Raw genomic sequence first — 19,526 nt, 5'->3', positions numbered from 1 at the left:
CCATGTCCCCCGCCCCAAAGTTGGACCTGATGGCTGATCAGGGTCGCAGCATCGATGCAGACCAGGAGGCCGCATTTCTGGATGCCATTGACCGTTGGCTGGAGCGCCGGGTGATCCCGGTGGTCATGCACCACGATCACAACGACATCTGGCCCGCCGAACTGGTCGCCGAAATGGCCGATATGGGTCTGTTTGGTGCCACCATTGGCCAGCAATATGGCGGTCTTGGCCTGCCAGCGACAACATATGCCAAGATCGTGATGCGCATTTCCAGTTACTGGATGGCAATCACCGGCATCTTCAATTCGCACCTGATCATGGCGGCGGCTGTCGAACGCTTTGGCACGCCAGATCAGAAAGCGAAATGGCTGCCGCGCTTTGCCACTGGGGAAATCCGCGGCGGTCTGGCATTGACCGAGCCGAATGCGGGCACCGACCTGCAGGCGATCCGCACGGTCGCGCGCCGTGACGGCGACGATTATGTGATCAATGGCACCAAAACATGGATTTCCAATGCCCTGAACGGCAGTTGCTTTGCACTGCTGGTCAAGACCGATCCGGACGCGAACCCGCGCTACAAGGGCATGAGCCTGTTCATCGCCGACAAACGGGCCGGCTTCACCACGGGGAAGAAGTTCGACAAATTGGGCTATAGGTCCATTGATAGCGCCGAACTGGTCTTCCAGGATTATCGCATTCCGGCCGACCAGTTGATTGGCGGCGTGGAAGGTCAAGGCTTTTTCCAAGCAACAGGCGGGCTCGAACTGGGCCGGATCAACGTGGCCGCGCGGGGCGTCGGGCTGGCGGAAGGCTCGCTCCGGCTCGCGACGCAATATGCCCAGGAACGCCAGACAATGGGGAAACCGATTGCCGAGCATCAGGCGATCCAACTGAAGCTGGGCGAGATGGTGACGCGGGCGCGGGCCGCCCGTCTGCTGACGATGGATGCCTCAGCCGCCTATGACCGGGGCGAACGCTGCGACATGGAAGCCGGCATGGCCAAGTTCTTTGCCAGCGAATCTGCGGTGGAGAACAGCCAGGAAGCGATGCGCATTTACGGCGGCTACTCCTATTCCAAGGAGTATGACATTGAGCGTTACTATCGTGATTCCATGCTGATGTGCATCGGCGAGGGCACGAACGAGATGCAGCGCATGATCATTGCCAAGCAATGGCTCAAGGCCAATCCCGCCTGATGTCCCATCTCCCGCTCTCTGGTTTTCGCATCATCAGTGCCGAGCAATATGGTGCCGGACCCTATGGCAGCATGTTCCTTGCCCAGTTGGGTGCCGATGTCATCAAGATCGAACCGCCCGGCTCGCAAGGGATGGGGGGAGACACGGCGCGGGCTGTCGGGCCGCACTATCTGCGCGACGGCGAAAGTCTGTATTTCCAGGCCTTCAACCTCAACAAGCGTAGCCTGACGCTCGATCTGAACGCGCCGGAAGGGCAAGCCATATTTCGCAAACTGGTGGCAACTTCCCACGCGGTTGCAAACAACATGCGCGGTGACCTGCCGGCCAAGCTGGGCCTGACCTATGAGACGCTGAAGGACATGAACCCCGCCATCGTCTGCGCACACCTGTCGGCGTATGGCCGCGACAATGAACGGGCGCGCTGGCCGGGCTATGATTATCTCATGCAAGCCGAAGCCGGCTATTGCTTGCTCACCGGCGATCCCGGTGGAGAGCCGCAGCGCATGGGCCTTTCGATGGTGGATTTCATAACCGGGACCATTCACGCCATCGGCCTGCTGGCAGCGCTCGTTGATGCCCAACGCAGCGGTCTCGGCCGCGATGTCGATACCGATCTGCTGTCGGCCGCCATTCACCAGACCAGTTACCCGGCCCTATGGTACATGAATGAAGGCGACGTTACCCAGCGGACGCCGCGAAGCGCACACCCCACGGCCACGCCCAGCCAGATGTTCAAGGCAGCCGATGGCTGGATATTTGTGATGTGCCAACTGCCGAAATTCTGGACGATCATGGTCGAGAAGATTGGCCATCGGGAACTGAGCGCGGATCCGCGCTTTGCGGCGAACAAGGACCGGCTCGCCAATCGCGCCGCTCTCACCGCAACGCTTGATGCACTGTTCGAAACCCAGCCAATGGCGCATTGGCAGGAACTGCTGGCCGGTCATGTGCCAGTGGCGCCGGTCTATGGCCTCGATCAGGCGCTCGACAGTCCATGGCTGCGCCGTACCGGAATGCGCGACAGCGTTGATCATCCCGACCGCCCGGGCATGCAGGTGCTTGCCAACCCGATCCGGATAAATGGCCAGCGCCTGCCCAACCGGCCGGCGCCGCTGCTCGGGGCGGATACAGACGTCATCCTCACCGATCTCGGTATAGGTGCCGACGAGTTGGCCGAACTGAAACTGGCCGGGATTGTCTGAGGCGATGGGCAAGTTGTCCGGCATCAAGGTCGTTGACCTCACGCAATTCTTGCCCGGTCCGATGCTGAGCCTGATGATGGCCGATCAGGGCGCCAGTGTGATCAAGGTGGAGCCTGCTGCCGGCGATCCGGCCCGTATCCAGGCGCCGTTTGAGAATGGCCAGAGCGTGTGGTTCTCCAACCTCAATCGCGGCAAGACCAGTGTTGTGCTCGATCTGAAAGGCGAAGCGGGCAAGGACGCCCTGTCTGATCTCATCCGAACTGCCGATGTGTTCCTGGAAGGCTTCCGCCCCGGGGTGATGGCGCGGCTGGGCTTTGGTTGGGACGTGGCGCGCGCGCTCAATCCGCGCCTTGTCTATTGCTCCATTTCCGCCTTTGGACAGTCGGGTCGCCTAGCCCACCACCCCGCGCACGACATCGCGGTGCAGGCGATCGCCGGCTTCATCAGCGTCAACGATGCCGGCGACGGATCGCGCCCAGTGGTGCCCGGCGTGCCGGCGGCCGACGTGGCAGCGGGGCTGACCGGGCTGGCTGCGGTCCTGATGGCCCTGATTGGGCGGGAGAAAAGCGGGCAGGGCGATTATCTCGACATCGCGATGCTCGACAGCCTGCTGCCTTGGAGCGCGCACATCGCCGGCGGCGCACTGGCGGGTGGCGGCGCGCCGTTCTCGGCAGCGCAGCGATCATTGGGCGGGGCAGCATTCTACAATGTCTATGAGTGTGCCGATGGTCGCCACATCGTGCTTGGTGGGCGTGAGCTCAAGTTTGCAACCGCGCTGCTTACGGCACTGGACCGGCCTGATCTGATTGCACTGGCCGAGGCCGACGCCGGGCCGGCGCAGATCCCTCTTGTCGATTTCTTGCGCGAAACCTTTCGTACCAGGAGCCGTGACGCGTGGGACGCATTCCTGCACACCATCGATGTCGCCTATGCCCCGGTGCTGGATTTCGCCGAAGCCTTTGCCCAGCCGCACATCGCCGAGCGCGGTCTGATCGTGGAGGCCGATGGCCGCCATTATGTCGCCCCGGCGATACGCTTCCCGGGTGAAGCATGGTTTCCGGGGCCGGTGCCCGCGCTGGGCGAAGCTTGATGGCTCTATTCGACGTCGATATGCATCGAATAGGCGAAGCGGTCGCCAGGATGGTGGCTCACCGAGATTTCGAACACCTGGCCCTTGGCGTCGCGGTAGCAACGGATGATGCGCAACACGGCAGCACCGCGCTTGATGCCGAGCTCGCGGGCAATGTCGGCGCCGGCAATCACCGCCTGGATGTCTTGGGTAACTTGGCCCACAGAAACGCCGGACAGTGCTTCAATCTGGCTGAACAGCGTGCCGGCAGCCAGATCCAGCCGGGCCGCAGCATCGCCAAGCATCTCGTGGAAATAGGCGGTGGTCGTCGCAATCGGCTGGTCGCCGTCGACCGTGGTGCGCACACCATGCACCAACGCCCACTGGCCGCTGGCTGGAATGCCGATGCTGGCGCCCAGCCAGGCCGGCAGCGGGCCGTGGCCGGCGGGCTGGTAGGTGACACGCGTATCGCGGGCATATTGCAGGATTTCGCCCACGTTCGAAAGCGGCTGGTGCAGCGCTCCGCCGCGGGCTCTGGCCGGCTGCACCACAGTGCCCGATCCGCGGCGGCGGGCAATCAATCCTTCGTTCTGAAGACGGCGCAGTGCCTCGCGCACGGTAAAACGCGACACACCATGGGCGGCGCAAAGATCGGATTCGGTGGGGAAGGGTGTTTCACTGCCAAAGCGTCCGGCCAGGATATCGGCACGAAGACTTGCTGCCAGTCGCAGATAACGCGGCGCCGGATCGCGGCCCATGGTGGCGAGCTGGTTCAACGGTTGCTCCTTGGTTGGCGCTGGCGATGACCGCACCGCTACTCACCCGACTTGTCCGGACGTTAGCGCGCCCGGTTTCGGAAAGCGAGGGGCAGCGCGCCCGGTTGCATCTGCTGGATTGGCTGGCCTGTGTCGCAGGTGCAAGACAAACGGCGGTGGCTGCGGCAGCGCACCGCGCCGGCCCCGATGTTCTGGAGCGAGTGGCCTATCTTGGCAATGTGTTGGAGATGGATGACGTCCACCGCCGCGCGCTGCTGCACCCGGGCCCGGTGATCTGGCCGGCGGCCTTGAGCGCCGCGCGCGAGACCGGTGGCGGCATGGCCATGATGCTGGCCGGCGCAGTGCGCGGCTATGAGGCGATGATCGCGATCGGCACCATGCTGGACGCGCATCATTACAGCCTGTGGCACCCAACCAGCACCGCCGGAGGGCCCGGCGCGGCGGCGGCGGCGGCCAGCATCTTCGGGTTGGATGAACGCCAGACCGTCAGCGCGCTGGGTCATGCCGCCTCGATGGCGGGCGGTCTGTGGCACATGCGCCATGATGACGTGATGACCAAGCAACTGCACGTGACCCGCTCGGCGTTGGAAGGCTTGTGGTGTGCGCGGGCAGCGCGCGCGGGCTTTACCGGGCCGGCCGCTGTGTTGGAAGGGCCGCAGGGGCTGTTTGCAGCGATGACGCAAACGCCGGGGCCTCTGCTGGAACCCGCCGATTGGCGGATATGCGATGTCAGCTTCAAGCCGTGGGCGGCTTGCCGCCATGCCCATCCGGTGATCGATTGCGCGCTGGAATTGCGGGCGAGGGGGGCACTCAATCCGCCGTTCGCGATCGAGACCTATGCGGATGCGTTGCGCTTTTGCGACCGGCCCAACCCGGTGACGGAAGTCGATGCCAAGTTCAGCCTGCAGCATGCGGTGGCTGTGATTGCCGATGGCCGTGAGGCCACGCCGGCGGATTTCACACCGCAGGCCATTGCGTCGCTGGCCGCGCTGCGCGCCGAGGTGACCGTGCGTGAGGGTGCCGACTTCTCGTTGCGCTACCCACGGCATTTCGGCGCGCGGTTGAATGGACTGGAATTGATCGACACGCGCGGTGACCCGGAACGTCCGCTGGACCGCGGTGGACTGATAGCCAAGTTGGCAATGCTGGTGGACTGGGGCGGGCTGCCAGCAACGGAGGCGGAGCGGGCGGTGGCGCTGGTTCTGCATGGCGCCGATGTCGGCGATATCATTGCGCTGCTTTCGGATTGGACGGCATGAGCGCGGTTGCCACACTGATTGATTTCGTCGGCGCGCCGCACCGCCTGCCGGCGGACGTGTCTGCCATCGCGCGGCATTTTCTTGCCGACACTCTGGCGGTGGGTGCGGCGGGGCATGACGCGCCAGGCGCAGAGGCCATATTGAGGGTGGCGCGGGGACAAGGGCAAGCAACAGAAGCTCGTCTGCTCGGTGATGCAGAGCGCTTGCCAGCCAGCGCTGCGGCCTTCGTCAACGGCTATCGCATCCATTGCCTGGAATGGGACGCGGTGCATGAACCTGCCGTGGTCCACGCGATGAGCGTGGTCACCGCAGCGCTTGGCGTGGCGATTGACCGACGTGGAGGCATTGCGGCTGATGAGGCACTGGTCGCGCTGGCAGTCGGCGTCGAGGTCGCGGCAGGATTGGGGGATGCCGCAACCTCGCCGCTTCGCTTCTTTCGTCCGGCCACGGCTGGCCTGATTGGTGCGGCGCTTGCGGTCGCCCGCATCGACGGCGCGCCCTTGCTCCCCGCGTTGGGCCTTGCTTACTCCAGCGTCGCTGGCACCATGCAGGCGCATGTCGAAGGGTCGCTGGCGCTTCCGTTCCAGATCGCGAATGCCGCACGAGCGGCGGTGCTGGCCAGCGATCTTGCCCGCGCCGGCTTTCCGGCCCCGGCCAATGTGCTGGACGGGCCATTCGGCTATTTCCAACTGATTGATGATGGCGACAGCGGGGCGCTGGTCACCGCGCTGGGTGCGCGCTGGCGCATCGCCGAACTGTCGGTGAAACCCTACCCTTCCGGGCGCGCCAGCCATGCCGCGCTCGGCGTCCTGGCCGGCTTTGTCGGCCAGGACGTGGCGGCGATAGAACTGGCCTGCCCGCCGCTGATCCGTCGCCTGGTTGGCCGTGCAATGCAGCCCGACATGACCCCGGCCTGGGCGCGGCTGTGCATGCCGTTCCTGGCCGGGGTCATGCTGCGCGATGGCCGCATCGACCCACGCTGTTTCACACCCGAACAGTTTGCCGATCCGGCGCTGCTGGCCTTTGCCGGCAGGGTAACGCTGGTGGAAGATGGCAATCCCGACCCCAATGCGCTGTTCCCGCAGGCGATCCGCCTGACCTTTGCAGATGGCAGCACGCAACCCATTGCCATCCCGGCAACGCTGGGCAGCCCGGACGCGCCACTCAACCCGGCGCAAATGGCAGCCAAGCTTGCCCTCGCCCGCGAGCTTGCAAGCTCTGCCTGCGACCCGCGCATCTTCACTGATCCTCTTGCCTATTTCACGGATCCGACATGAGCCAGCGCAGCTATTTCGAGTGCTTGGATATCAAGCAATTGTTGACCGATTATCCGGTAGGCCAGGACTTTACCCGCAGGTATCGCAGCATCAGCCACGATGAGCTGCGCGGTCTTCAGGACGCGCAATTCACACGGCTGATGGTCCGCGGATGGCAGATCCCGTTCTATCGGCGGCTTTGGGGCGCCCGCGGCATTGAGCCGGGCGATATCCGTTCCCTGGACGACATCACCAAGCTGCCTGTCTATGACAAGAGCGATTTGATGGAATCGGTCAACGCAACACCGCCATATGGTGATTTCGATGGGCGTGGCAGCGATCCGGTGATTTTCCACACCACGAGCGGCACCACCGGCCGGCCGCAGCCGCTGATGTTCGGCCCCAAGGGCCGCGAGGTAACCAACCTGCTCGTCGGCCGCATGTATCGCTGGATGGGTCTGGAACCCGACGATGTCGTCCATAGTGTCTATGGCCATGGCATGATCAACGGCGGCCACTATATCCGCGAGGCGGTCACGCACTTCACCAGCGCGCTCTTTCTGTCCGCAGGGACCGGTATCGAGACGCGTTCGGTCAATCAGGTCAATCTGATGGCCGATTTCGGCGTAACCGTGATGGTTGGCTTCGTTGATTATATCCGCAAGCTGGCCGAAATGGCCGAAGCCGAGGGCTTGTTTGATCGCATCAAGCTGCGCATGATCATCGGCCACCTTGGTACCGAAGATCGCGCTGCAACCGAGGCCGCCTGGCACGGCGCCAAGGCCTTTGACTGGTACGGTGTCGGTGATACCGGGACAATTGCGGGGGAGGGACCCGATCGCAACGGTCTCTATGTCTGGGAAGATGCGCAATACCTGGAATTGCTCGACGTCGAGAACGGACAACCGGTCCAGTTTGGCGAAACTGGTGACATGGTGGTGACTTGCCTTTTCAAGGATGATATCGCGCCCTGCATTCGCTTCAACACACATGACATCACCCACGAACTTGCCGGCCAGGGTGAGATTGCCTTCCGCCGCATCGCCGGCTTCAAGGGCCGCAGCGACAACATGGTGAAACTGCGCGGCATCAACATATTCCCGCACGCAATTGCTGCGTTGATCGAGAACCGCAGTGACCTGACCGGCGAATATGTCTGCACGCTTAGCCGAAATGCCGCCGGACGCGATTCGATGTTGGTGGCGATCGAAAGCCGTGGTGGCAGCGATGTTGCAGCGCTTTCCGAGTTGCTGCGGCGCGGGCTTGGGGTGGAGGTTGATGTCACGCTCTGTCCGCCCGGCGGCACATCGGAGGCGACACAGATCGACATGCGCCAGAAGCCGATCCGGTTGATCGACAAGAGGGGCTTGTGAGCCACGACCGCTGGAACGCGATTGTAGACGTTGCCGCCGATCCCGGTGGTGGCCGTGGCCCGCTCGCTGGCGTGCGCATTGGTGTCAAATCCAATATCGCAGTGGCTGGCATGCCGCACACGGGCGGGATGGCGCATCTTCGCGGCAAGATCGCGCCGCGTGACGCCCATGTGGTTGCACAGTTGCGCAGCGCCGGGGCAAGCATCACGGCCTCCCTGAACATGCACGAAGCCGCTCTGGGCGCGACAACCGACAACGCATTCTATGGCCGCACCCATAATCCGCACCGCATGGGCCATACGCCCGGAGGCTCGTCAGGAGGCAGTGGCGCAGCAGTGGCGGCGGGGCTGGTCGATCTGGCGCTGGGCACCGACACGCTGGGCAGTGTCCGGCTGCCGGCGGCTTATTGTGGTGTCTATGGCCTGAAGCCCACCCATGGCGCGGTCAATGAGGACGGACTTCTCTATCTTGATCCGGCGCTGGATTGCATCGGCCCACTGGCGCGTGATCTCGATCTGATCAAGCAGGCGTGGGATGTTATCGGCAATGGTGGCGGAGAGGCGGATTTCTCCCGCCTGGTGCTGCTCGACGATCTGGCCGGTGTGGCATGTGAACCCGCCGTGCTGACCGGCTACAAGGCTGCCCGCGCCGCGCTGGATTTGCCAGTTACCGTGATCCGCCTGCCAGAACCTCCGACCGCCATCCGCCTCGCCGCGCTGACGGGTTCGGTGCGCTACTTGATCGGTGCTTTGGGTGTGCATCGCGCCGACGCGTCGGCCGAACTGCGCTTCATCCTCGATGCGCTGGAGCACGCACCCTCCAATGCGGCGCTGTGCGCCGCAGTGAAGGCGGTGTTGCTGGAGGCGCTTGGCGATGACGGCGTGGTGCTGCTGCCGACCGCGCCGCAGACCGCTTTTGCCCATGGTGGTCGCCCACCGTCAAACCAGGCCGATTTCACGGGGCTGGCCAATATCGCCGGCTTGCCGGCAATCGCGCTGCCATCAGGGTGGAGCGACGATGGCCTGCCCGTCTCTGTCCAGCTTGTCGGGCCCGCCGGATCGGAACGCCGGCTCATCGGGCTTGCCTGCCGCATCGATGCGGCTTTGAATCAGTATCGGCCGCCGAAGGGAGAATGACCCATGCGCATTATCTGTCTGTTCAATCTGAAACCCGGCGCATCGCGCGAAGGCTATGAAGCCTGGGCGCGTGGCACCGATATTCCGGGTGTCAACGCGCTGGGCAGCGTGAAGGCCTTTACGGTACACCGCGCCACTGGCCTGTTCGGATCCGATGCAGCACCACCCTATGACTATATCGAAGTTATAGATATCAGAGGCATGGATGAATTTGTTGCCGACGTTTCGAACCCCGAGTTCCAGAAGGTCGCCGCCGGATTTGGTCAGTTCACCGACAATCCGACCTTCATCCTGACGGACGACCTGTGATGGGTCGCTTTGCGGGCAAGACGATCATCGTAACCGGCTCGGGCAAAGAACACGGCCTGGGACAGGGCATCCTGCGGCGCTTTGCCGATGAGGGTGCCAACTGTGTCGTTTCCGATGTGCGGATCGACGCGGAAGCTGAACGCGTGGCCGCCGATCTTGCCAAGCGGGGCGGGAAGGTGGCCACGATTGCCTGCGACGTGTCGGACGCCGGTCAATGCCAAGCGCTGCTGGACAGGTCCCTGGCCGCGATGGGCAGTGTCGATATCTTCGTGAACAATGCCGGCATCGGCTTCATGATGAAGCCCATGCTCGAGGTTGATCCGAGCGATTGGGCCAAGGTAATTGCGGTCAATCTTTCGGGTGCCTTTTACTGCACGCAGGCCGCGGCCAAGGCGATGATTGCGGCCGGCAAGGGTGGTCGCATCATCAACATCGCAAGCCAGGCCGCCAAGACCGGATTTCCGCACCTGCCGGCCTATGTCAGTTCCAAGCATGGCATGGTGGGTCTGACCCGGGCTGCGGCAGTGGAATTGGGCGCTTACGGCATCACCGTAAACGCCGTCTGCCCCAATCATGTCACCACCGGCCTCGGTGCCGTGCAGAACGCGTATTTCTCGAAACTGCTCGGCTTCCCGACGGTGGAGGCCTATCTTGCCAACATGGCCGCCAAGAACCCGATGGGTCGCCCTGGCCTGCCCGGCGATACGGCGGGGGCCTGTGCGTTCCTGGCCAGCGACGATGCCTTCTACATCACCGGCGAGGCGCTGAACGTGTCGGGCGGGGAGGAGATGCACTAATGCGCGAAGAACGCATCGATTGGCCGGGCGCAGCAAAGATGGCGCTTTCGGTGGTGATCAATGTCGAGGAGGGCTCGGAACAGACGATTGCTCGCGGCGACAAGGGCATGGAGCCGGTGGACGAACTCGGCATCTTCATCAAGGCTCCGATCCGCAATTATGGCAATGAATCCAACTATCTCTATGGAATCAAGGCTGGTGCGCCGCGCGTCGTCAAACTGTTGAAGGCCTTTGGCATCAAGGCGAGCTGGACAGTGGCGGCGCTGAGCCTGGAAAACCACCCGCAGTTGGCCGAGGCCATCATCGAGCTCGGTCATGAACCGGTCAGCCACGGCTGGCGGTGGATCCACCAGTTCAAGCTGAACGAGGAGGCCGAGCGCGCGTTCATCGCCAAGGCCGTCGAATCGATCCGACAGACCTGCGGTGTGCGGCCTTATGGCTGGCTGTCGCGCTATTTCCACACCGACAACACCCGGCGCCTGCTGATTGAAGCCGGCTTTGACTATCACATGGACGATTATTCGAGCGACGTGCCTTTCTGGGACAAGGCAACGGTGCCGGAACGGCCGATCGTGATCGTGCCTTACCAGCTCGACAACAACGACATGAAGATGTGGACAGACCCGGCGATGGGTCCGGAGCAGTGGCTGGCCTATGCCAAACGCAATTTCGACCAAGTCTATCGGGAGGGTGTGGAAGGCAATCCCAAGATGATGAGCCTCGGTTTGCACTTGCGCATCATCGGTCGGCCGGGGCGCATCTGGGCGCTGGAGGCGTTTTTCCGCCATGTGCGCGCGCATGATGGCGTCTGGTTGGCTACTCGCCACGAAATCGCGCAGCATTTCAGGGGAGTGCAACCAGCGTGAGCCTGCGCCTTGAATATGAGGACCGGATTGCCCGGCTGTTCATCGACAGGGCCGAGAAGCGCAACGCGTTCACCCATGCGATGTGGACGCAACTGCCCCGCCTGCTTGCCGAGGCCGCCAGTCATTCCGATCTGCGCCTGCTGGTGGTGCAAGCAGCCCGACCCAGCAGCGCCTTTTGTGCCGGAGCGGACATCGCTGAGCTTCTGGCGAACATGCAGGATGCCGATTGGCGTGCCGCCAATCAGGCCGCGATCAACCGGGCGCAGTCTGAAGTCGCGCGGTTTCCGCTCCCCACAATCGCTTTTGTCGAAGGCGATGCGGTTGGCGGTGGTTGCGGGTTGGCGATGGCCTGCGATCTGCGCATCGCCACGAAGGCGGCGCGGTTCGGCATCACGCCGGCAAAGCTTGGCCTCGTCTATCCGCTGCACGACGTGAAGTTGCTGGTCGATCTGGTGGGCCCTGGCCAGGCCAGGCGGATGCTGTTTTCGGGAGAACTTCTGGATGCAAATGAGGCGCAGCGGATCGGCTTGGTGGAGTTGCTGGCTGACGGCCCATCCTGCATCGAGGCGGCAATTGCAGCCGCCTCACGCTCTTCGACGAAGGCGATCAAGGGCTTCGTGCGCCGTGTCCTGGACGGGCAGGTCGCGGATGATGAGGAGACGCTGGCAATCTTCGCTGCCGCCTTTGCCGGCCCGGATTTTGCCGAGGGCACCAGCGCGTTTGTAAGCAAGCGCAAACCGGAGTTCAGGGCATGATTCCACACGGAACCATAATGGGCGGCTTGTCAGTGGTACCTGATCTGGCCGCCGCCATTGCCGCCTACCAGGGCACACTGCAGCTTGAACTGGTGCATGAAGGCCCGTTGCCGACCGATTTGGCCACCAGTTGGGACTGTCCGGCCAGCGCCAACGCGCGCCACGCCGTGCTGCGCCCGAAAAGCGGTGCACCCTGCTGGTTCCGGTTGGTCGAACAGCCGCCAGTCGCCGGCTTCAGACCCACCACCAGCTTTGGTTGGGGTGCCTTCGAGCTTACAGTGAAAGACGTTTTCGGTTGGCCCGACCGGCTTGCCGGCAGCGCTTTCACGATCGTTGGCGAACCCAAGCAATTGCCCGGCATGGATGCCTTCGTGCCGATGCAAGCGCTCGGGCCGGGACAGGAGATGATCTACCTCAACCAGGTGTTCGGCAACATGGCTGCCATCGATCTGCCCATGGCGCAATCGATCAGCGACCACATCTTCATCGTGATCCTCGCTGCACCTGATCGCGCTGCCACATGTGCCTGGTATGCCCGTGCCTTGGGCCTTGATCTGGGGGAGACATTCGAACTGCCCTACGAGATGATCAACAGCGCCTTTGGCCTGCCCAACAGTCACATCAGCGCGCTCACAATGGTGCAGGCCGGGCGCATGCCAATTGTGGAAGTGGATGATTATCCGATCCAGGCCCGTCGTCGCCCGCGCCACATCGGCATGTTGCCGCCCGGCAATGCGCTGGTAACCCTGGCAGTGCGCGATCTGGACAGTTGCACCGTGGACTGGATCAGCCCGCCCGTGCGCCGTTTCGGGCCATTGTATGACGGCCGGCTGGCCGGCACGTGCATCGGCCCGGCAGGCGAACTGCTGGAACTGGTCGAGACAGGCTGACGCAACATCATTCGCCCACCAAGATCACCTGCACATCGGCCAGGCCTTCGCGCAGTTTCTTCACCTCGGCATATTCGGGCGAGGTCCAGAAAGCCATCGCACTGGTGCGCGAGGGCCATTCCGACACAACCACCGAGGCGCCGTCCACCCCGTCACCCTCAAGCACTGCGGCACCGGGAGCGCGGATGACATAACGGCCGCCAAACTGGTCCATCAGCTTGGCCGCTGCGGGGCCATAGCCATTGATGAAGGCCTCGCGATCATGGATCCGGGCGGTGATTACAAGCCAGGCGGTCATGGCTGCGGCTCCTGCACACTGGTGAAGTTGGCGGGCGGCGCGAACCGTGCGTCCTGGATATCACCTGCCAAGGTAAAGCATGACCGGCGCACCCTGTTCTGGCGGGCGCCGCTGGGAAAATGCGTGATCTGGCGCGCCGGTCGCCATGACAATCTCTGGTCCTTGACGAAATCCTCATCGGAGCGGTCGTGCCGGCCCCGCGGCTTGGTACAGCCCCGGTCACGGATGCGGTGTCTGGCCGCGTCGAAACCGACCTTCGTGGCGCCGCGGGCCACCGGCAACACGCGTTGGATGACGACCTGCGGCCTGTCGTCGGCGGCCCATGGTCCAAGGCCTGCAGTCGCCGGCACCAGGGCGGGAATGACTGAGCTCATCCTGTTCTCCCGTTCACCCACACTATGGATTTGTCCGGACAAATCGGCAATAGTGCCGACCATGATCTCCACGCCTGCACTGGTTGCAGGCTGGCGACATGCGCTTGAACCAGGAAGGCCGTTTGCAATGAAGGCGCTAGCCGCGATCGTTCGCCGGGTCGGTGGCCCCGACGTGATCGAATGGGTTGAACAGACCCTGATGCCGCCAGGCCCTGGCGAGGTTACGGTGGCGCACAGCAGCATCGGCATCAACTTCATCGATACTTATTACCGGCGCGGCGTCTACCCGATGCCGTTGCCCGGCGGATTGGGGCTCGAGGCGGCAGGCCGCGTGGTGGCGGTTGGGCCTGGCGTACGCGAATTTCGCGAAGGTGACCGTGTGGTGAGCTTCGGGCCGGATCGCGGCGCCTATGCCACTGCGCGCACGATCGCCGCTGCCCAGCTTTTTGCACTGCCGGACGGGATTGATGACGATATCGCCGCCGCCGGTTTCTTGAAGGCGGCCACAGCCGAGTTCCTGGTGGAACGCTGCGGACAAGTGCAGCCCGGGTGGCCGGTGCTGGTGCATGCCGCCGCTGGCGGTGTCGGGCTGATCCTGGTGCAATGGCTCAAGGCCGTTGGCGCCATGGTGATTGGTACGGTGTCAAGCGCATCCAAGGCGGAAGCCGCGCGCGCGGCAGGCTGCGATCACGTCCTGAACTATACCGAAGCAGACGTGATGCCAGCGATACGGGCTCTTACGGGCGGTGCGGGCGTGCGCGTCACTTATGATGGTGTGGGGCGTTCAACCTGGGCGACATCCCTGGATGCGACCGGGCGGCGCGGTCTGATTGTGAACTATGGCAATGCAGATGCCGCGGTGGGCCCTGTCGATCTGGCTGTTCTGGCGCAGAAGGGGAGCCTGGTGAATACACGCCCCGCCTTGTTCGACTATTATCACGAGGCCGGCGAGCGCGCCGCTGGCGCGCTGCGTGTTTGGGAGATGATCGCATCGGGCCAGGTGCAGATCAGCATTGGCCAGCGCTGGCCAATGCAAGCGGCCGCCGCAGCGCACACCGCACTCGAAGGCCGGGCGACCACCGGTTCCAGCCTGCTCATTCCGTGAAGGATACCACCATGCGCCTTGCGCAGCTTGCCCTCATGCCCGTTCTGGCACTGCTTCTCGCCGCGCCGGCCATGGCCGGACGGGCCGAGGACGCGCTGAAGCAAGAAGGAGATCGCTGGAATGCGGCTTACAGCGCCGGTGACTGGACCGCGCTGAGGGCGCTTTATGCCGACGATGCCTGGCTGATGACCAACAAGGCGCCGGTTGCGAAGGGCGCTGATGCCATCATCGCCTACCTGAGGCGATTCAGTGGTCGCGGCGCGGTGGTGCAGTTCCGGTTTGAACCGGAAGACGTGATGGCAAGCCGGCGATTCGGGGTTGTTGTTGCTCGATACTGGATGACGTCTCAGTTGCCCGGCGATGCTGCCCCGGTTCGCGTGGCAGGGCGATCGATGCTGATCTACAAATGGCAGGGTTCTGGGCGCGATGGAGGCTGGAAGCTATGGCGTGACATGGACAATATGGCGCCAGACATACCGGCCGAATGATCATCCGCCGCTTCATGGCGGACAGAGTGGGATTCGAACCCACGGTAAGCTTTCACCTACGACGGTTTTCAAGACCGTTGCCTTAAACCACTCGGCCATCTGTCCAGTCGCGGGCCTAATGCGTGGGGGCGGGGCAGGTCAAGGGGTGGGCCGGTCAGGTGTCGACCGCTTTGGTGGTCACATCATGCGGGCGCACGCGGCGCAGGGCGGTGGGGGTGCGGGCGTAGCGGGCGGCGATGACTTCGTTGAAGCGCCGGAGCGAGCCGAAACCCGAAGCCAGTGCGATCTCGGTCATCGACAGGTCGCTGTGTGCGATCATCTGCATGGCGCGCTGCACGCGGCGGGTTTGCGCCACTTCGACGGGCGAGGCGCCGAGATGCTGGTGGAACAGCCGGGTGAGATGGCGGGCGCCGACGCCGCAGCGCAGCGCCAGCATGGTCACGGTGCCATCACCATCCAGCGCGCCGCCATCGATCAGTTTGCAGGCGCGCTCCACGGTGGTGCGCGTGCCGTTCCAGGCCGGGCAGAACGGTGCTGATTCCGGCCGGCATTTCAGGCAGGGGCGATATCCCGCCTTCTCACACGCGGCGGCGCTGGGAAAGAAGGTGATGTTGCGAGTGAGCGGTTGGCGCACCCGGCACACGGGCCGGCAATAGATGCCGGTGGTGCGCACCGCGATGAAGAAGATGCCGTCATAGGCCGGGTCACGCGCCAGCCGGGCCTGGTCCATGGTGTCGAACGGCAAGGCCAGCATTTGGGGCTGAACCAGCGGGGATACGGGCGCGTGCATGACGGGCAAATCATATGCCCGCGGTACGCGCCAGGCCAGTGGGCGGGCAAACGCCATGGCCGTTTTCCGCCAGCCGCGACAGTGCGGTTCGGGCTTTGGCAAATGCGCGGTGGCGCGCTAATAGGTTGCCCATGACAGCAAAGCAGCAGCGCCGCTATTTCGGCACCGATGGCATCCGCGGGCGCACCAACACGCCGCCGATGACCGCCGCCATTGCCATGAAGGTTGGCCAGGCCGCCGGCCGGCATTTCCTGCGTGGGCAGCATCTGCACCGGGTGGTGATCGGCAAGGATACGCGCCTGTCCGGCTACATGATGGAATCGGCGCTCACCGCCGGCTTTACCAGCGTCGGCATGGATGTGACATTGCTCGGGCCGATGCCCACACCGGCGGTGGCGATGCTCACGCGGTCGATGCGCGCCGATATCGGCGTCATGATCTCGGCCAGCCACAATCCTTATGACGACAATGGCATCAAGTTGTTCGGCCCCGATGGCTATAAATTGTCCGACGAAGACGAGGCGGCGATCGAGGCGCTGCTGGAAGAGGAGATCCCGCTTGCCGAGCCGCGTGCCATCGGACGGGCGCGGCGCATTGACGATGCGCAGGGCCGTTATATCCACTTCGCCAAGGCGACCTTCCCGGAACGGCTGCGACTGGATGGCCTGAAGATCGTCATCGATTGCGCGCATGGCGCGGCCTATCGCGTCGCGCCGGCGGCGCTGTGGGAATTGGGGGCGGAGGTGATCGCCATCGGTGTGGCGCCGGATGGCTTCAATGTGAATGCCGATGTCGGCTCCACCTATCCAAAGGCCTTGCAGATGAAGGTGCTGGAAACCGGCGCCCACATCGGCATCGCGCTGGATGGTGATGCCGATCGGCTGATCGTGGTCGATGAAAAGGGCCAGATCGTCGATGGCGATCAGTTGATGGCCTTGATCGCGTCGCGCGCAGCCGCGGCCGGCACGCTGCGCGGCGGTGCCCTGGTGGCGACGGTGATGTCGAATCTGGGGCTGGAGCGGTTTCTGGCCGGGCAGGGGATCGGCATGCTGCGCGCCGCGGTGGGTGATCGCCATGTGCTGGAATTGATGCGTGAACATGGCTGCAATCTGGGCGGCGAACAATCCGGCCATATCATCATGGCCGATCATGCCACCACCGGCGATGGCCTGGTGGCGGCGCTGCAGGTGCTGGCCGCGCTGGTGGCAACCGGCCGCAGTGCGAGCGAATTGCTGCATCTGTTCGATCCGCTGCCGCAACTGCTGAAGAATGTCCGCTTCAAGGGCGGGGCGCCGCTGGAGACGGACACGGTGAAGGCGGCAATTGCAGCCGGCGAAGCGCGGCTGGCGGGCAGTGGCCGGCTGCTCATTCGCAAGAGCGGCACCGAACCGCTGATCCGCGTGATGGCCGAAGGCGAGGACAAGGCGCTGGTGACGGCCGTGGTGGACGACATCTGTGCCGCCGTGATGGCTGTGGTGTGATGCTGGAACTGCGGCCCGATTGCGAACGCTGCGGCGCTGACTTGCCGGCAGATGCAAGCGGGGCGCATATCTGTTCGTTCGAGTGCACGTTCTGCACCGCCTGCGCGGCCGGGTCGCTGGCAGGGATCTGCCCCAATTGTGGCGGCGATCTGCAAGCGCGGCCTTTGCGGGTGGGCGCTGCGCTGGCCAGATATCCGGCCTCCACGGAGCGCAAGCATGGTCGCTAGGATCCTCGCCATCGCCGGGTCGGACAGTGGCGGCGGTGCCGGCATCCAGGCCGATATCAAGACGATCACCGCGCTGGGCGGTTATGCCATGACCGCGGTCACGGCGATCACCGTGCAGAACACGCTGGGCGTGAGCGCCATCCACCCGGTGCCGCCCGAAATCGTCGCGGCGCAGATCCGCGCCTGCATCGACGACATCGGTGTGGATGCCATCAAGATCGGCATGCTCGGCAACGAAGCCACCATCAATGCGGTGGCGGACGCCTTGGCGGGCGTTACCGTGCCGATCGTGCTCGATCCGGTGATGGTGGCCAAGGGCGGCGCGGCGCTGATCGATGAGGAGGCGGTATGGGCCTTGATGCAGCGCCTGCTGCCGCTGGCGCGGGTGATCACGCCCAATATCCCGGAACTGATCGCGCTGACCGAAACCGAGATCGAGGACAGCGCCGACATGCTGTTGGCGGCGCAGGAACTGCTGAATGCCGGCCCACGGGCCGTGCTGGCCAAGGGCGGGCATCTGGATGGTGAGGTGGTAACCGACTGGCTGGTGACGCGCCAGGGCCACCAGGCCTTCAGCGACGCCCGCATCGAAACGCGCCACAGCCATGGCACCGGCTGCACCCTGGCCAGCGCGTTGGCCTGCGGCCTGGGGCAGGGGCTGGCCTTGGCGGACGCGGCGGCGCGGGCGCGGGCCTTTGTACGGCTTGGCCTGTTGTCGGCGCCCGGCCTTGGCGCCGGCCATGGTCCGTTGGGGCATGGCGCGGTGGTCAACGACATCACGGCCCCGGCACCGGTGCTGAATCAGGTGACGCTGCCAGCGACGGATCATGCCGCGTCGGTGGCATTCTACCGCCAGCTCGGCCTGCGGCTGATCGTGGACAGCCCGGCGGATGGCTATGCGCGGTTCGAGGCTGGCAATGGCACGACCTTGTCGATCCACGTCGGCCATGGGGCCCCGGGTGGCGGCGTGATCTATCTGGAATCGCTGCGTCTGGATGCCTGGGTGGCCGAACTGCAGGCGGCCGGGGCGCTGTTCGATCAGATGCCGCGTGATGAACCCTGGCTGTGGCGGGAGGCGCGCTTGCGCGATCCGGCCGGCAACCAAGTCTGCCTTTATGCGGCGGGCGAGAACCGCCGCTTTCCACCGTGGCTTGTGTGATTGGCGCGCATGGTGATGGATGATCGCCGGCGTTGACGAGGCCGGGCGCGGTCCATGGGCGGGGCCGGTGGTCGCAGCCGCCGTAGTCCTGCGCGGAAGCATTCCGCCCGGTCTCAACGACAGCAAGAAACTCTCCGCCAAACGCCGCGAACAATTGTTCGCCGCCCTGCACGCCAGCGATGCTATCATCGGCGTCGGGCAAGCCAGCGTGGCGGAGATCGACGCGCTCAACATCCTGCAGGCGACCTATCTCGCCATGACCCGTGCGGTCGAAGCGTTGGGCACTGACCCTTTCGAAATTCTTGTCGATGGCAATCGCCTGCCGAAATGGCGTTGGCCGGCGCGGGCGATCATCGGCGGCGATGCCAGCGTACCGGCCATCGCGGCCGCCTCGATCATCGCCAAGGTGACGCGCGATGCCATCATGACCGATCTGCATGGCCAGCACCCGCATTATGGCTGGGCCAGCAACCAGGGTTATGGCACTGCGGTGCATGCAGCGGCGCTGAAGATCCACGGGCCTTGCCTGCATCACCGCCGCAGCTTTGCCCCCATTCGCGCCCTGCTGTGAATATCGGCGGAGTGAGTCTTTTGAGTCACACCACTAGGGGTTGAGTCCACTGGTGCAGTCGGGACTCAAGATATGGTGGCGTTCCCGATTTGATTCACCAATGCAGCGAATCAGGGAATCTCACTGATTTCAAATGATTCTTGACCGCG

General features: G+C 64.1%; 22 protein-coding genes and 1 tRNA gene. 18 read left to right on the top strand and 5 right to left on the bottom strand.

What is annotated here, in order from left to right:
* Positions 1–2: 2 nt before the first annotated feature.
* From ABWP22_RS04695 to ABWP22_RS04685, 3 genes are read left to right on the top strand one after another with little or no spacing between them, the layout of a single operon-like run.
* Complete coding sequence (locus ABWP22_RS04695) at positions 3–1,196, top strand: acyl-CoA dehydrogenase family protein (RefSeq protein WP_353198784.1); 1,194 nt, start codon at positions 3–5, stop codon at positions 1,194–1,196.
* Positions 1,196–2,398: a CaiB/BaiF CoA transferase family protein gene (locus ABWP22_RS04690; RefSeq protein ID WP_353198783.1), complete on the top strand. Its 1,203-nt coding sequence runs from the start codon at positions 1,196–1,198 to the stop codon at positions 2,396–2,398. The genes ABWP22_RS04695 and ABWP22_RS04690 overlap by 1 nt, the downstream gene beginning before the upstream one ends.
* Before the next feature lie 4 nt (positions 2,399–2,402).
* Positions 2,403–3,488 carry a CaiB/BaiF CoA transferase family protein gene (locus ABWP22_RS04685; RefSeq protein ID WP_353198782.1) on the top strand — a complete coding sequence of 362 codons (1,086 nt, stop codon included), beginning with the start codon at positions 2,403–2,405 and terminating at the stop codon, positions 3,486–3,488.
* Positions 3,489–3,493: 5 nt separating this feature from the next.
* Here ABWP22_RS04685 and ABWP22_RS04680 read toward each other — a convergent pair whose 3' ends face one another.
* A complete protein-coding gene (locus tag ABWP22_RS04680; RefSeq protein WP_353198781.1) occupies positions 3,494–4,243 on the bottom strand; it encodes a GntR family transcriptional regulator in 750 nt (249 codons plus the stop codon).
* A gap of 26 nt (positions 4,244–4,269) precedes the next feature.
* On the opposite strand from ABWP22_RS04680, the gene ABWP22_RS04675 reads away from it, so the two are divergent.
* The 9 genes from ABWP22_RS04675 to ABWP22_RS04635 are packed head-to-tail and all read left to right on the top strand — an operon-like array spanning position 4,270 to position 12,884.
* Positions 4,270–5,502, top strand: a complete 1,233-nt coding sequence (locus ABWP22_RS04675) for an MmgE/PrpD family protein (protein WP_353198780.1) — start codon at positions 4,270–4,272, stop codon at positions 5,500–5,502.
* Positions 5,499–6,779 carry an MmgE/PrpD family protein gene (locus ABWP22_RS04670; protein ID WP_353198779.1) on the top strand — a complete coding sequence of 427 codons (1,281 nt, stop codon included), beginning with the start codon at positions 5,499–5,501 and terminating at the stop codon, positions 6,777–6,779. Before ABWP22_RS04675 ends, ABWP22_RS04670 begins: the two co-directional genes overlap by 4 nt.
* The gene (locus ABWP22_RS04665) at positions 6,776–8,131 is read left to right on the top strand and encodes a phenylacetate--CoA ligase family protein (RefSeq protein WP_353198778.1); all 1,356 of its coding nucleotides are present in this window, start codon (positions 6,776–6,778) and stop codon (positions 8,129–8,131) included. Before ABWP22_RS04670 ends, ABWP22_RS04665 begins: the two co-directional genes overlap by 4 nt.
* Positions 8,128–9,267: an amidase gene (locus ABWP22_RS04660; protein WP_353198777.1), complete on the top strand. Its 1,140-nt coding sequence runs from the start codon at positions 8,128–8,130 to the stop codon at positions 9,265–9,267. The genes ABWP22_RS04665 and ABWP22_RS04660 overlap by 4 nt, the downstream gene beginning before the upstream one ends.
* Before the next feature lie 3 nt (positions 9,268–9,270).
* Entirely contained in the window at positions 9,271–9,576 is a 306-nt protein-coding gene (locus ABWP22_RS04655) for a RedY/HapK family protein (RefSeq protein ID WP_353198776.1), read from the top strand.
* Entirely contained in the window at positions 9,576–10,373 is a 798-nt protein-coding gene (locus ABWP22_RS04650) for an SDR family NAD(P)-dependent oxidoreductase (protein WP_353198775.1), read from the top strand. The genes ABWP22_RS04655 and ABWP22_RS04650 overlap by 1 nt, the downstream gene beginning before the upstream one ends.
* Entirely contained in the window at positions 10,373–11,239 is an 867-nt protein-coding gene (locus ABWP22_RS04645; protein ID WP_353198774.1) for a polysaccharide deacetylase family protein, read from the top strand. The genes ABWP22_RS04650 and ABWP22_RS04645 overlap by 1 nt, the downstream gene beginning before the upstream one ends.
* Positions 11,236–11,994: an enoyl-CoA hydratase/isomerase family protein gene (locus ABWP22_RS04640; protein WP_353198773.1), complete on the top strand. Its 759-nt coding sequence runs from the start codon at positions 11,236–11,238 to the stop codon at positions 11,992–11,994. Before ABWP22_RS04645 ends, ABWP22_RS04640 begins: the two co-directional genes overlap by 4 nt.
* Before the next feature lie 32 nt (positions 11,995–12,026).
* Positions 12,027–12,884, top strand: a complete 858-nt coding sequence (locus ABWP22_RS04635) for a VOC family protein (RefSeq protein WP_353198772.1) — start codon at positions 12,027–12,029, stop codon at positions 12,882–12,884.
* A gap of 7 nt (positions 12,885–12,891) precedes the next feature.
* On the opposite strand, the gene ABWP22_RS04630 is transcribed toward ABWP22_RS04635, so the two are convergent.
* Positions 12,892–13,182 carry a DUF1330 domain-containing protein gene (locus ABWP22_RS04630; protein WP_353198771.1) on the bottom strand — a complete coding sequence of 97 codons (291 nt, stop codon included), beginning with the start codon at positions 13,180–13,182 and terminating at the stop codon, positions 12,892–12,894.
* A complete protein-coding gene (locus tag ABWP22_RS04625; RefSeq protein WP_353198770.1) occupies positions 13,179–13,556 on the bottom strand; it encodes a hypothetical protein in 378 nt (125 codons plus the stop codon). The genes ABWP22_RS04630 and ABWP22_RS04625 overlap by 4 nt, the downstream gene beginning before the upstream one ends.
* A 127-nt stretch (positions 13,557–13,683) precedes the next feature.
* Between ABWP22_RS04625 and ABWP22_RS04620 the strand changes: the two genes are divergently transcribed.
* Both ABWP22_RS04620 and ABWP22_RS04615 read left to right on the top strand, forming a co-directional pair.
* A complete protein-coding gene (locus ABWP22_RS04620) occupies positions 13,684–14,661 on the top strand; it encodes a quinone oxidoreductase family protein (RefSeq protein WP_353198880.1) in 978 nt (325 codons plus the stop codon).
* A gap of 11 nt (positions 14,662–14,672) precedes the next feature.
* The gene (locus ABWP22_RS04615; RefSeq protein ID WP_353198769.1) at positions 14,673–15,149 is read left to right on the top strand and encodes a YybH family protein; all 477 of its coding nucleotides are present in this window, start codon (positions 14,673–14,675) and stop codon (positions 15,147–15,149) included.
* Positions 15,150–15,164: 15 nt separating this feature from the next.
* Here the strand turns inward: ABWP22_RS04615 and ABWP22_RS04610 are convergent.
* Both ABWP22_RS04610 and ABWP22_RS04605 read right to left on the bottom strand, forming a co-directional pair.
* Positions 15,165–15,254, bottom strand: a tRNA-Ser gene (locus ABWP22_RS04610).
* A gap of 49 nt (positions 15,255–15,303) precedes the next feature.
* Entirely contained in the window at positions 15,304–15,903 is a 600-nt protein-coding gene (locus ABWP22_RS04605; protein ID WP_353198768.1) for a bifunctional transcriptional activator/DNA repair enzyme AdaA, read from the bottom strand.
* Positions 15,904–16,070: 167 nt separating this feature from the next.
* Between ABWP22_RS04605 and glmM the strand changes: the two genes are divergently transcribed.
* Genes glmM through rnhB form a run of 4 tightly spaced genes read left to right on the top strand, consistent with a single transcriptional unit; the run spans position 16,071 to position 19,377 of the window.
* Positions 16,071–17,420, top strand: coding sequence for a phosphoglucosamine mutase (glmM, locus tag ABWP22_RS04600; RefSeq protein WP_353198767.1), 1,350 nt, complete (start codon positions 16,071–16,073; stop codon positions 17,418–17,420).
* Positions 17,420–17,647: a DUF1272 domain-containing protein gene (locus ABWP22_RS04595; protein WP_353198766.1), complete on the top strand. Its 228-nt coding sequence runs from the start codon at positions 17,420–17,422 to the stop codon at positions 17,645–17,647. Before glmM ends, ABWP22_RS04595 begins: the two co-directional genes overlap by 1 nt.
* Positions 17,637–18,806 (top strand): bifunctional hydroxymethylpyrimidine kinase/phosphomethylpyrimidine kinase, encoded by a 1,170-nt coding sequence (thiD, locus tag ABWP22_RS04590; RefSeq protein ID WP_353198765.1) that lies wholly within the window; start codon positions 17,637–17,639, stop codon positions 18,804–18,806. Before ABWP22_RS04595 ends, thiD begins: the two co-directional genes overlap by 11 nt.
* Positions 18,807–18,825: 19 nt before the next feature.
* Entirely contained in the window at positions 18,826–19,377 is a 552-nt protein-coding gene (gene rnhB / locus ABWP22_RS04585; protein WP_353198764.1) for a ribonuclease HII, read from the top strand.
* Positions 19,378–19,526: the final 149 nt, after the last annotated feature.

This window comes from Sandarakinorhabdus sp., assembly GCF_040398665.1.
Taxonomy (GTDB): Bacteria; Pseudomonadota; Alphaproteobacteria; order Sphingomonadales; family Sphingomonadaceae; genus Sandarakinorhabdus.
The sequence above is the reverse complement of the archived record's forward strand: the minus strand, read 5'-3'. Positions and strand labels throughout refer to the sequence as shown.